Raw genomic sequence first — 12,766 nt, 5'->3', positions numbered from 1 at the left:
GCCCGGCGCGCCCCACCGCCGCCGGGCCCTCTCCGGGGCCCGTCGCCGGATGGCCTGTGCACGAGGCGTCCACAAACCGCCCCCATGCCGTTACGGTATGCCGCAGCCCCGGTCGCATCCGGTTCAGGTCCGGTGGGACGGGGTCCGTCACAGGTCGGGGGACCGGGTTCGGGGGGCGGGGTGGGTTCCACGGGGATGACGTCCGGGGCAGGGCCGGACGACGAGAGCGACAGACGAAACGTTTCTGACGCGACGGGCGTCGTGGTGCTGGGCGCCTGCGCCGCCTGGTCGCTGATCTCGGCGGCCGTCCACGGAGGGCGCCCCGAGGGCGTCCTGCTGGCGGTGCTCGCGGTCGCCGCGGGCTACGCGGTGGGGCGGATCGGCGGCGCGCTGCTGCCGGTCGCCGCGCCCTGCGCCGGCGCGCTGGCCGGGGTGGCCCTCACCCTGACCGTCCCGCAGCTGGCGCCGGGCCCCCAGCTGGTCGCCCCGCTGGGCCACGCCGGGGCCACCGCCGCCGTTCTGACCCTGTCGGCCGGCGCCGCCTGCTGCGCGGCCTGGTCAGCGAGGTCCGCGGTGCTCCGCCTCAGCCTGCGCGTGCTGGCCGCCGGGATCGCGGTGACCGCGGCCGTGCTCGGCTCGACCAGCGGATTCGTCACCTGTACCGCCGTCCTGCTGTGCTCGCTCGCCGCCGCTCACCTGCGCCGGGGCGTGGCCATCGCGGGGCTGGCCGCGGCGGCGCTCGCGGTGACCGGGCTGACCTGGGCCGTCGCGGCGAAGGCGGTGCCGGGCGGGCTCGGCGGCCGGCTGGAGGGGCGGCTGACCCGGCAGCGCGTCGAGCTGTGGCACGACGCGCTGCGCCTGGCCGGCCACGATCCCGCCCTGGGCGTCGGTCCGGGGCGCTTCGGGGAGTTCGGCGGGACGACCGGCGGTGTGGTGCTCGCGGACGCCAAACCGCACTCGGCGCCGTTGCAACAGGCCGCGGAGCAGGGGGTCGTCGGTCTGCTGCTGCTCGCGGCGGCCTTCTGCTGGATGCTGTTCGCCCTGTGGCGCACCCGGCGGCCGACGCCTGTCGCCCTCACCGCGGCCGCGACACTGACGGCCGTGGCCGCGATCGCCGCCGTCGGCAACGCGCTCAGCTTCACGGCGGTGTCGGTGGGCGCCGGGTTGCTGGCGGGGCTGGCGACGGCACGGCCCCTGACGGCCGAATCGTCCCGGAGCAGCGGGTCACCGTCCCGCGCGCGGGACGGTCATCCCGTGCCGTGAGCCGCCGCGGTCACAGCGCGGTGCCCGCCGTCCGGGCGCGCAGGCGGTCCTCGATGACCCGTACGGCCGCCTCGGCGTCGTCCACGGTCACGGTGAAGCTGTGCCCGTCCCGCAGCCGCAGGACCAGTCCCTCACCCCGGCGTACGACGACGGCGGTGCCCTTCTCCGGTCGCCACCGGTAGCCCCAGCCGCCCCAGTGGCGCGGGGTGACCAGGGGCAGGAAGTCGGCGCCCTCGACCTCTGAGAGGGGGATGCGCCGGCGGGGCACGCCGATGTGGCCGCAGCGCACCTCCAGACACTCCTGATCGACCTTCAGCGCGACGTGCACGAAGGCGAGGGTGCCGAAGAGGACGAGCAGTCCGGCGGCGATGCAGCCGACGACGGCCATGACGAGGGGGGCGAGGCCACCCGTCCACGCGGAGTCGACCGCCAGCTCGATGCCTAGCGCCATACAGGCGGCGCCGGCGAGCGCGAGCAGCCACTGGACCCTGTTGGTCGCCCGCCCGGTCCAGACATCGGGATGCGGCTTCCTGCCGTGGGGGTGGTCCCTCATGGCTATGAGATTACTCAGATTCCGCTGAGGTGGTACCGCGCTGCACAGCGTGACTGCTCCGACCGGCCGAGAGCGGACCGAACCGGTCCGCACGGCGGCGGGCGGTCAGCCGGCCGGACTGGTCGCCTTGAGCAGACGGCCTTCCGCGTAGGACAGGGCCGCCGCCGGCAGGGGGCCCTCGCGGCCGCTGAGCAGCACGGTCAGGATGCCGGTGACCGCGGCCCGCGGGGCGGGCTGCTCGCCGAGCCGGCGCAGCGCCTGCGCGGCGACCGCCCCGGCGGAGCCGTGCAGGACGAGCGGCGGGAAGCCGGGGCGCTGCACGGCGGCGCGGATGCGCTCGGCGACCAGCTCGTAGTGGGTGCAGCCCAGGACGACGGTGGTGACGTCCCCGGGGGTGAGCGCGGCGGCCGCGGCGACGGCGGCGTCGATGGCCGTCTCGTCCGCGTGCTCGACCGCCTCGGCCAGCCCGAAGCACGGGACCTCGGTGACCCGCACACCGCCCGCGAAGTCCTGGATCAGCCCGCGCTGGTAGGGGCTGCCGGTCGTGGCCGGAGTGGCCCAGATGGCGACGGGGCCCCCGCCGGCGGCGGCCGGCTTGATCGCCGGGACCGTGCCGACGACCGGTATGCCGGGTTCGAGGCGGGCACGCAGGGCCGGCAGGGCGTGCACGGTGGCGGTGTTGCAGCCGATGATCAGGGCGTCGGGGCGGTGCTCGGCGGCGGCCTCCGCGACGGCCAGGGCACGCCCGGTGAGGTCCTCGGGGGTCCTCGGTCCCCAGGGCATGCCGTCGGGGTCGAGGGAGAGCACGAGATCCGCGTCGGGTCGCAGCCGCCGTACGGCGGCCGTCGCCGCCAGCAGACCGATTCCGGAGTCCATCAGCGCGATCTTCACCCGGCCACGATAGACGATGGGCCCTTACGGGCGGCCGTCGTGGGGCAGACTGCGCGCGTGAGCGCCTTCGCGTGGATCGTCGCCGGATCCCTGGCCGCCTGGCTGTGGCTGCTGCTCTGCCAGGGCTTCTTCTGGCGCACGGACGTCAGGCTCCCGCGGCGTACGGACCCCGGTCAGTGGCCGTCCGTCTGTGTCGTCGTGCCCGCGCGTGACGAGGCGGCGGTGCTGCCCTCGAGTCTGCCGTCGCTGCTCACCCAGGACTATCCGGGGCGCGCGGAGGTCTTCCTCGTCGACGACGGGAGCACCGACGGCACCGGCGAGCTGGCCCAGCGGCTCGCCCGCGAGCACGGCGGCCTCCCGCTGACCGTGGACTCCCCCGGCGACCCGCCGGCCGGCTGGACCGGCAAGCTCTGGGCGGTGCGCCACGGCATCGGGCTGGCCCGCGCGCGGGAGCCCGAGTACCTGCTGCTGACGGACGCGGACATCGCGCATGCCCCGGACAGCCTGCGGGAGCTGGTGGCGGCGGCCCGCGCGGGCGGCTTCGACGCCGTCTCGCAGATGGCCCGGCTGCGCGTGGACAGCCTGTGGGAGCGGCTGGTGGTGCCGGCGTTCGTGTACTTCTTCGCCCAGCTGTACCCGTTCCGCCGGGTCGGGTACAAGGGGACACGGACGGCCGCCGCGGCGGGCGGCTGTGTGCTGCTGCGGACCGACACCGCCGTCCGGGCGCGCATCCCGGACGCCATCCGCGGCGCCGTGATCGACGACGTGGCGCTCGCGCGCGCGGTCAAGCGCGGCGGCGGCCGGATCTGGCTGGGCCTGGCGGACCGGGTGGACAGTGTGCGTCCGTATCCCCGGCTGGCCGACCTGTGGCGGATGGTCTCCCGCAGCGCCTACGCGCAGCTGCGGCACCAGCCCCTGCTGCTGCTCGGCACGATCGCCGGGCTCGCGCTGGTCTATCTGGTGCCGCCGGCGGCCCTGGTCCTGGGCGCCGCCGCCGGGGACGGACCGGCGGCGCTCCTGGGCGGCCTGGCCTGGCTGGTGATGACCGGCACGTATCTGCCGATGCTCCGCTACTACCGGCAGCCGCCGTGGCTCGCTCCGCTGCTGCCGGTGACGGCGTTCCTCTATCTGCTGATGACGGCCGACTCCGCCGTCCAGCACTACCGGGGACGCGGTGCGGCCTGGAAGGGCCGCACCTACACGCGTCCCGGAACGGTGCCCGAGGAGAGCTGACGCCCGTGCCGGCTACTTGCGGCCCGGGGTCCAGTTCATGCCCCAGCCGTAGGCGTGGTCGACGGTGCGCTGGGGGCTCACGCCGCGTTCGGGGACGAGGTAGCGGGCCTCGCGCTGGACGACGAGGTCGTCGCCGGTCCGGGTGATCAGGGCGAGGGCGCACACCGTGGAGGGGACGGTGCACTCGTCGAGGGAGAAGTCGACCGGGGCGCCGTGCTGCGGGGTGAGGGTGACCGTGGCGTTGAGGTCGGCGAAGGAGCGCGCGCCCTGGTAGATGGTGACGAAGACCAGGACGCGGCGGAAGGCCCGCTGGTGGTCGAGGTTGATGGTGAGGTTCTCGCCGCTGGCCACGGCGCCGGTGCGGTCGTCGCCGTCGAGGTGGATGTACGGCGGCTGGTGCAGGGCCCCGTAGGCGTTGCCGAGTGCCTGGATGACCCCTTTGCTCCCGTCGGACAGCTCGTACAGGGCGCACAGGTCGAGGTCGAGGTCGTCGTGCATGGCGACCGGGCGGCCCAGTTTGCTCGCCCAGCCGGAGAACTGCTTGCGCACCTGCCAGTTGAGGTTGACGCGCATGGCACCCGAGGTGCCGCCCTGCTTGGTCAGGGAGACGGAGGGGGACGACTTGGTGAGCGTCACCTTGCTCAGGCTGACCGGGGGTGCCTGGGGGGCGGGCGGCGGGACCGGCGGCATGGCGGGCGGGGGCATCGTCACGGGCGGGGCCGGCGGCGGGGGCGGGGTCACGGGGGCCGCCGGCGTGGGTGCCGCCTGCTGGGGTTCGTCGACGGTGATGCCGTAGTCGGTGGCCAGGCCGGCGAGGCCGGTGTCGTAGCCCTGGCCGACGGCGCGGAACTTCCAGGCGCCCTGGCGCCGGTAGAACTCGCCCAGGACGAAGGCCGTTTCCACGGTGGCGCCGGTGCTGTCGAAGCGGGCGACGACGGTGCCCTGCGCGGCGTCCTTGACCTCGATGTAGAGGCCCGGCACCTGGCCGAAGGACCCGCCGTCCGCGGACGCGGCGAGGATGACGGTCTCGATCGCGGGCTCCACGCGCGGGAGGTCGACGACGAGGCGGTCGGCGATCCGGCCGCCGTCGCTCGTCCTGCCCTCGTGCCGGACGGCTCCGGAGGCGTGCGCGGGCTGGTTGTAGAAGACGAAGTCGGCGTCGGAGCGGACCTTTCCGCCGACGAGCAACAGGGCCGAGGCGTCCACGTCGGGGGTGCCCGGCGCGGAGTGCCAGCCCAATTCGACCGTCAAAGCCGTGGCCGGCACCGGAACATTGGACCCTTTCGACATTGTCATGTCCGCCCCCATCACGTGATCTTCGCGCACCGGGGGTGTCCCGGCGGTCCGTCGAGTTCTACAGGGTCAACCTATTCCGCGCATCCAGGAACCCTGGAGAAGGGGAGGAGAAGACCGGAGGTCAACCGCCGGTAACGCCCTCGGAACTCGGCCTTTACCTGATCCGAACGCCGATTGCCGTCCCTTTTTGCCAAGTTCGCTCGCATTGGGGATCCGGCGTCACGGCGGAACCGTAAAACAACCCTCTTATCGGTCTCCCCAACCAGCACATCGTGGGCTTACCTTATGTGCCATGACCTCCCCCCGCTCCACGTATGGCGGCGGCTACTACTCCGCCTCCTTCCCGGACACCCCGATCTACGACTCGCTCGTGGCCGAGCGGGGCACCCCGCAGATCGCCCCGATTCGGGTCCCCGCCGCGTACGACAGCCCGGCCAGTCATCTGCCCGCGCTGCCGTCCGCGCTCCCCGCCCTCCCGGCGGCCCCGTCCCATCCCTCCTACGGTTACCCGCAGGCGCCGCAGCCCGCTCCGCTGCAGCAGGCGCCGGCGGCGTACATCCCGCAGCAGGCCGCCCCGCGGGGCTACCCCGGACCGCAGGCTCCGCAGCAGCCTCGCCCGGTGGCTCCCGGCGGCATGGGCTACGAGGCCATGCGCCCCGCGGCTCCCCGGCCCGCCGCGCCGCAGTACCAGGACCCGTACAACCAGCAGCAGTATCGCGGCTACTGATCCGTCCCCCGGGCCGTCGGCGCCACCTGGCACGATGACCCCATGGGACATCCGCGGCTGCAGTCGATCCACGTCCACCCGGTCAAGGCGTTCCGGAGCGTCGAGCTCCGGGAAGCCGTCGTGGAGCCCTGGGGGCTGGCCGGCGACCGGCGCTGGGCGCTGATCGACGCTGGGGGAAAGGTCGTGACACAGCGCCGGCACCCGCAACTGGCGCGCGCCGCCGCCGAGCCGATGCCCGGCGGCGGCGTCCGCCTGTCCGCGCCCGGCATGGAGCCCCTGACCGTGGCCGTGCCGCGCGCGGCGGGCACGGTGCCGATGGACCTCTTCGGCGACAAGGTGGAGACGGTCCCCGCCGAGGACGACGCCGCGCACAGCTGGTGCGGCACCTTCCTCGGCACCGAGGCGCGCCTCGTACACCTGGACTCCCCCGCGACGCGCCGGCCCGTCGACCCGGACCACGCCCTGCCCGGCGAGACGGTGAGCCTGGCCGACGGATACCCGCTGCTGCTCACCACCACGGCGTCCCTCGACGCCCTCAACTCCCTCGTCGCCCGCGGCGAGCACGCCGCCGAGGGGCCGCTGCCCATGGACCGCTTCCGGCCGAACGTCGTCGTCTCGGGCACCGACGCCTGGGCCGAGGACGACTGGACCCGCGTCGCCATCGGCGAGGTCACCTTCCGGGTCGCCAAGATGTGCGGGCGCTGCGCGGTCACCACCACCGACCAGCGCACCGGCGAGCGCGGCAAGGAGCCCCTGCACACCCTCGGCGTACACCGCCGCAGGGGCGGCAAGCTGGTCTTCGGCCAGAACCTGGTCCCCCTGGGCCCGGGCATGATCCGGGCCGGTGACCCGGTCGGGATCCTCGGCTGAGAAGATCTGTGCGAGTCCGGCGGATCGCGGGAACCGGGGCCGGGGGGCCGCGCGTTGGGCATGCTGTGAGATGTGCGTGAAGGACGCGGGGCGTGACGCCGCCCGCTCCCGGACCGGACCCGCGGGGAAGCGGACCGGCGCGGGGGCGTGACCGTGCCGGAAGGGGGTGACCGACGATGCGGGCGATCACAGGTCTGTGGCGCTGGCGGCACAATCCGCTGCGCCGCCGGACCGACGTGGCCGAGGGCTGGGTGGCCCTGCTGGCGATGCTGCTCATCGTCCTCGCCGCGCCCACGGCCGGCTCCGTGGTCGGCGGCCTCGCCCAGGACTCCCTCCAGGAGTCCGTGCGGCAGCAGCGCGCGTCCCGGCACCAGGTGTGGGCGACCGTGGTCCGCAAACTCGACGGGACCCGGCTCGACGTCGACCCCGAGACCACCACCGGACGCGGTGTGCGGGCCCGCGTCCTGGCCGACTGGACCGCCGCGGACGGCACCGCGCGCCGGGGCCCGGTCACCGTGGACCTGAACAGCCCGGACCCGGGCACCCGCTTCCCGCTGTGGATCGACCGTCAGGGCCGGGTCGTGGCCCCGCCGCTGGAGTCCGCGACGGCGTCGGCGCACGCCGTGATCGCCGGGTTCGGCGCGGCGCTGCTCGCGATCGCCCTGATAGAGGCCGCCAGACGCCTGATCGTCTGGCGCATGGTCTGTGGCAGATACCTGAGTTGGGACCGGGCCTGGGACAGGGTCGGCCCCGACTGGGGCCGGACCGGCACCGGCAGCTGACCGCCTTCCGGCTCTGGTCAACCCACCGTCCGCGCGCACGCTACGGTGGACCGGCCGAAGTCTTCGGCAGACAGACCCGCGTACTACGAGGTGGGGGCACGTCAACACCATGGCACAGGGCACGGTCCAGGTGACGCACACCGGCACTTCGCGGTGGCGGCGCCGCACGGGTGAGTACGCGTCGCTCGCCGCCGCCCTGGAGGCCGCGGCCGACGGTGACGTCCTCACCGTCGCCCCCGGCACCTACCGGGAGAACCTCGTGGTGCAGCGGGCGGTGACCCTGCGCGGCCCCGAGGGCTCCCCCGGCTCGGTGCGCATCGCGCCCCTGGACGGCGTGCCGTTGACGGTGCGGGCCTCGGCGGTGGTGCTGGACCTGCATGTGGAGGGCCAGGACGCGGCGGCGCCCGCGCTGCTGGTCGAGGAGGGCACTCCCGAGCTGTCCGGCCTGCGGATCGTCACGCGCTCCGCGGCCGGCATCGAGGTGCGCGGCGGCGCCCGGCCCACGGTGCGGCGCTGCACCGTGGACAATCCGGCGGGCGTCGGCATCGCCGTGCTCGACGGTGGCGGCGGCGTGTTCGAGGAGTGCGAGGTGGTCGCGGCCGGCCAGGCCGGTATCGCGGTGCGCGGCGGCGGGCATCCCCGCCTGGACCGCTGCCGGGTGCACCACGCCTCGGGCTCGGGTCTGACGGCGACCGGGGACAACTCCGCGCTGGAGGCCGTCGGTTGCGAGATCTACGAGGTGCGGGGCTCCGGGGTGCAGATCACCGGCCGGGCCACCGCCCACCTCACCGACTGCGACGTGCACCGCACCACGTCCGACGGTGTCACCCTCGACACGGACGCCGTGCTGACCCTGGCGGACTGCCGGATCCACGACGCCCCGGAGAACGCGATCGACCTGCGTTCCCGCTCTGTGCTCACCCTGACCCGCACGACGGTGCGTCAGTTCGGGCGCAACGGCCTGTCGGTGTGGGACCCGGGCACCCGGGTGGACGCCAACCAGTGCGAGATCTTCGACAGCACCGGCGACTACCCGGCGGTGTGGGTCAGCGACGGTGCCACCGCGGTGCTCGACTCCTGCCGGGTGCACGACGTGCCCGACGCCCTGTTCGTCCTCGACCGGGGCTCCCGCGCGGACGTCGTGGACAGCGACCTGTCCCAGGTGCGCAACACCGCGGTGTCGGTGAGCGACGGCGCCACCGCTCAGCTCGACGACTGCCGTATCCGGGACGCGGCGACGGGCGCCTGGTTCCGTGACCACGGCAGCGGCGGCACGCTGAACAACTGCACGGTGGACGGCACCCAGACCGGCGTGATCGTCACCAAGGGCGCCGATCCGACGATCGAGCGCTGCACCGTCGACTCCCCGGCGGAGGCCGGCTTCTACGTCTCGGCGGGCGGCCGCGGCACTTTCCTGAACTGCCGGGTCCAGGGCAGCGCCGGCTACGGCTTCCATGTGATCGACGGCTGCCGTACGACGCTGCGCAAGTGCCGTACGGAGCGCTGCGCGCGCGGGGGCTACGAGTTCGCGGAAGGCGGCGCCGACGGGCCGGGGGCGGGACCGGACGTGGAGGACTGCACGAGCGACGAGAGCGCGGGCCTGCGGCAGCAGCCCTCGGGACCGGAGCCCGTGGCGCAGACGGCGCACCAGTCGCCCGGCGGTCTCCTCGGCTCCGTCCCGGTGCCGCGCGGCACCGCGGAGGAGGCGGCGGTCCCGGACCCGCGGCCCGAGCAGTCGTCCCGGACGTCCCAGGACGTCCTCGGTGAACTGGACGCGCTGGTCGGCCTGGAGAGCGTCAAGCGCGAGGTACGGGCGCTGACCGACATGATCGAGGTGGGGCGGCGGCGCCGTGAGGCCGGGCTGAAGGCGGCCTCGGTCAAGCGGCATCTGGTCTTCACCGGCTCCCCCGGCACCGGCAAGACGACGGTCGCCCGTCTCTACGGCGAGATCCTCGCCTCCCTGGGCGTGCTGGAGAAGGGGCACCTGGTGGAGGTGTCCCGGGTCGACCTGGTCGGTGAGCACATCGGTTCCACGGCGATCCGCACCCAGGAGGCGTTCGAGAAGGCGCGCGGCGGTGTCCTGTTCATCGACGAGGCGTACGCGCTGTCCCCGGAGGACTCGGGCCGGGACTTCGGCAAGGAGGCCATCGACACCCTGGTGAAGCTGATGGAGGACCACCGCGACGCGGTCGTCGTGATCGTGGCGGGCTACACCGCGGAGATGGAGCGCTTCCTCCAGGTCAACCCCGGTGTGGCGTCCCGCTTCTCACGGACCATCACCTTCAGCGACTACGGCCCCGAGGAGCTGCTGCGGATCGTGGAGCAGCAGGCCGAGGAGCACGAGTACCGGCTGGGTCCGGAGGTCGCCGAGGCGTTGCAGAAGTACTTCACGGCGCTCCCGAAGGGCCCCGCGTTCGGCAACGGCCGTACGGCCCGGCAGACCTTCGAGGCGATGGTGGAGCGGCACGCGGGCCGGGTCGCCCAGCTCGCGGAGCCCAGCACGGACGATCTGACGCTGCTGTACTCCGAGGACCTGCCCGAGCTGACCTGACCCGGGCGGGGCCCTGGGCGCCGGTCAGCTCTCGGGGCGCTGCCCCGGCACCTCCGGGTACAACCGGCCGAGCAGCCGCTCCCGTTCCTCCGCGAAGGCGGGGTCGGCCTGGTAGTCGCTGTGGCCGTGGATGGGCGCGGGGAGCGGGTGTTCGGCGGTGCGCCCGTAGGCGAGCGGGTCCCTGAGGGCCTCGCGGTCCACCGCGGGGCCGGCGTCGCCGGGCAGCCGGACCGGCCCGCCGATGGGGTCGGTGCGCCGGTACAGGTTGCGCCAGCAGTCCACCTCGGCGTGCAGCGAGGCGAGCGCGTCGGGGCCGAAGTGGGCGGGGAACCAGCGGCCGTAGAGGCGTTCCAGCGGGGAGCCGTAGGTGAGCAGCGCGACCCGTTTCCGGTCGGCCGGCGTCAGCTGCCAGGCAGCGGCCGCCGCGAGGACGCTGCCCTGCGAGTGCCCGGAGAGGACGAGACGGCGGCCCTCCTCGGCGCGGGTCCAGGTGGCGATCCGCCAGGTCAGGTCGGGCACCGCGCGTTCGGCGTAGCAGGGCGGCGCGAAGGGGTGGGCGGCGCGCGGCCAGAAGGTGCCGACGTCCCAGAGGATGCCGATGGTGCGGCGGGCGGAGGCGTCCTTGTAGGCGCGGCGGCCCCAGGTGACGAACAGTATGAAGCCGAAGCCGATGAGCCAGGAGCCGAGGGCCTGCGCGGTCTGGGCGGCGCCGTGGACGACGGCGTACGTGCCCGCCGCGGTCTCGCTCGGGGTGTCCCCGGTGGTCAGCGCCCCGGCGAGGGCTCCGGCACCGAGCAGCAGGGTCGCGGCGGCGGTGACGGCGACGACGAGGGGCGCGCGGTCGGTGAGGGTGGCCATCGCGCGGGTGCTCGCGATGCGGCGGGTGCGCACGAGGTCGTGCGGCTCGTCGGCGTAGTCGGCCTCGACGGCGACGAGTTCGGCGCGGCGCAGCAGCCAGGCGCGCCGCGCCAGCAGGCCGAGGAGCAGCAGGAGGAGGACCAGCAGCGGGGGGATGACGGACGCCTGCCACGTCAGCAGGACGGGCGGGCCGGGGATGGACGCGCCGGTCCCGTCCAGCCAGTCCGCGACGCGCTGGGAGACACCGCCGGACATCACGCCGCCGAGGGCGCAGGCCAGCATCACGACGGCGGGTCCGCCGAGGCCGCGCATCGCGGCGCGCGGGTCTGGTGCGGTGCGGTGCAGGAGGTGCGCGACGACGGCGAGGGTGACGGCGGTCAGGCCCTGGAGGAGGGCGATGGCTCCGAAGGTGGCGTCGCCCGGGAGGCGGCCCGCCGACTGCCAGCCGGGCCGCTCCCAGCCGGCGTAGACGAGGGTGAGCACGAGCAGGGCGAGGGCGGCGAGCGGCAGGCGGCGCACCAGATGGGTGTCGAGCTGGTGGTCGAGGCGGTTCTCGGTGCGGCCCCGGCGGCACACCACCCACACCACCGCGGCCGCGCCGGTGGCGAGGGCCGCGTCGAGGGCCCAGCCGAGCACGTCGAGGAGCGGGGGGCCGCCCGGGCGGCGGTCGAAGCGTGCCGCCGCCGAGCCGGCCGCGGCGGCCACCGTCAGCAGTCCGGCGGCGGTGTGCGCGGCGCGCAGCCGGGCGACCAGGCGGCGGCCGTACCAGAAGCCGGGACGGCCCAGGGCGGTGCCGTCGGCCGCCTCGTCGGGCTCGGGCCGCCGGGACATGGGCTGCTGGGACTCGTACGCGCTCCAGGTGCGCCGGGAGAGGTACCAGAGCAGTCCGGTGAGGGCCGTGGGCACCACGGCGGCGAGGGCGAGTCTGCGGCCGGGTCCGCTCCACCAGCCGCCGTCCGAAAGGAAGCCCAGCCAGCTGTGCCGGCCGGCGCAGCCGTCGGTGCCGGCGCACTGCCACGCCGTGAGGTCCAGGGCGACCTCGCAGGCGGCGGCGACGAGCAGCACGGTCAGGCTGAGCCCCGCGAGCCGGACGAGCAGGCCGTACAGGCGGACCGTGCGGGCGCGGTCACGGGCGGCGGGGCGCATCCAGTGGGCGAGGTTGACCACCATGAACGGCAGGAGGAGGAGCCATAACGCGCGTGCGCTGTTGCCGGAGGTGAGGTTGCACCAGACGTACGCCTCGGGAACCGGCCGGCCCCGGAGGTCGCCGGGGCGGCTCTCGGCGTCGACGTCGTCGGCGCGGCGGAAGACGGCGGCGGTGTCGTCGCCGGTGATCCGCTCGGTCCGCGGGTCGTCGAGCATCTGCTGCGGTGTGGTGCCGCCGACGCCGTGGACCAGGAGTTCCAGGGCGATCCTGGCCTCCCCGGCGTCGGGACCGCAGGTGTCCGGCGGCCTCGGTGCCGTGTCCTCGCTGTTCGTCGAGGCGTGTCGCCGTGCACGTCCCATCTCCGGCACCTCCCCCGTTTCGAGCCCTCGCGCGTGTCCGTGCGGGCACAGGATCTCCACTCCCGGGCCGTCGTACACCTCCCGTTACGCAATCTCCGCGGAGCGTGTGCGGGCCGGGTGGGACGGCCGGCCCGAGAACTGGCATGCACGCGTCGGAGCGACCGGTGACACGGGTGGGGGCGGCCCGTGCGAGGATGGGTCGTCCCGCGCCCGGGCAGGGGCGAGAATGGCCTTGT

General features: G+C 74.6%; 10 protein-coding genes. 6 read left to right on the top strand and 4 right to left on the bottom strand.

Annotation, left to right across the window (positions count from 1 at the left end; translation table 11 throughout):
* Nucleotides 1-195 precede the first annotated feature (195 nt).
* Nucleotides 196-1,263, top strand: coding sequence for an O-antigen ligase family protein (locus ACFRAC_RS04980; RefSeq protein WP_382920775.1), 1,068 nt, complete (start codon nt 196-198; stop codon nt 1,261-1,263).
* A 10-nt stretch (nt 1,264-1,273) separates the two neighbouring features.
* Here the strand turns inward: ACFRAC_RS04980 and ACFRAC_RS04975 are convergent, their stop codons facing one another.
* Both ACFRAC_RS04975 and ACFRAC_RS04970 read right to left on the bottom strand, forming a co-directional pair.
* Nucleotides 1,274-1,816, bottom strand: a complete 543-nt coding sequence (locus ACFRAC_RS04975) for a hypothetical protein (protein WP_382920772.1) — start codon at nt 1,814-1,816, stop codon at nt 1,274-1,276.
* Nucleotides 1,817-1,921: 105 nt separating this feature from the next.
* Entirely contained in the window at nt 1,922-2,707 is a 786-nt protein-coding gene (locus ACFRAC_RS04970; RefSeq protein WP_382920769.1) for a glutamate racemase, read from the bottom strand.
* Between the two features lie 39 nt (nt 2,708-2,746).
* On the opposite strand from ACFRAC_RS04970, the gene ACFRAC_RS04965 reads away from it, so the two are divergent.
* Nucleotides 2,747-3,940 (top strand): glycosyltransferase, encoded by a 1,194-nt coding sequence (locus ACFRAC_RS04965; protein WP_382920765.1) that lies wholly within the window; start codon nt 2,747-2,749, stop codon nt 3,938-3,940.
* A gap of 12 nt (nt 3,941-3,952) precedes the next feature.
* Here ACFRAC_RS04965 and ACFRAC_RS04960 read toward each other — a convergent pair whose 3' ends face one another.
* A complete protein-coding gene (locus ACFRAC_RS04960; protein WP_382921141.1) occupies nt 3,953-5,230 on the bottom strand; it encodes a TerD family protein in 1,278 nt (425 codons plus the stop codon).
* 298 nt (nt 5,231-5,528) lie between these two features.
* Between ACFRAC_RS04960 and ACFRAC_RS04955 the strand changes: the two genes are divergently transcribed.
* The 4 genes from ACFRAC_RS04955 (at nt 5,529) to ACFRAC_RS04940 (ending at nt 10,166) form a co-directional block, all read left to right on the top strand.
* A complete protein-coding gene (locus ACFRAC_RS04955; protein ID WP_361348887.1) occupies nt 5,529-5,963 on the top strand; it encodes a DUF6643 family protein in 435 nt (144 codons plus the stop codon).
* A 42-nt stretch (nt 5,964-6,005) separates the two neighbouring features.
* Nucleotides 6,006-6,833 (top strand): MOSC domain-containing protein, encoded by an 828-nt coding sequence (locus tag ACFRAC_RS04950; RefSeq protein WP_382920760.1) that lies wholly within the window; start codon nt 6,006-6,008, stop codon nt 6,831-6,833.
* A gap of 176 nt (nt 6,834-7,009) precedes the next feature.
* Nucleotides 7,010-7,615 (top strand): hypothetical protein, encoded by a 606-nt coding sequence (locus tag ACFRAC_RS04945; protein ID WP_382920758.1) that lies wholly within the window; start codon nt 7,010-7,012, stop codon nt 7,613-7,615.
* 109 nt (nt 7,616-7,724) lie between these two features.
* On the top strand, nt 7,725-10,166 hold the full coding sequence (locus tag ACFRAC_RS04940) for a right-handed parallel beta-helix repeat-containing protein (RefSeq protein ID WP_382920755.1): 2,442 nt from the start codon (nt 7,725-7,727) through the stop codon (nt 10,164-10,166).
* Between the two features lie 24 nt (nt 10,167-10,190).
* Here ACFRAC_RS04940 and ACFRAC_RS04935 read toward each other — a convergent pair whose 3' ends face one another.
* A complete protein-coding gene (locus ACFRAC_RS04935; protein ID WP_382920752.1) occupies nt 10,191-12,530 on the bottom strand; it encodes a hypothetical protein in 2,340 nt (779 codons plus the stop codon).
* Nucleotides 12,531-12,766 lie beyond the last annotated feature (236 nt).

It is taken from the genome of Streptomyces sp. NPDC056628 (assembly GCF_042792555.1).
Classification (GTDB): domain Bacteria; phylum Actinomycetota; class Actinomycetes; order Streptomycetales; family Streptomycetaceae; genus Streptomyces.
The sequence above is the reverse complement of the archived record's forward strand: the minus strand, read 5'-3'. Positions and strand labels throughout refer to the sequence as shown.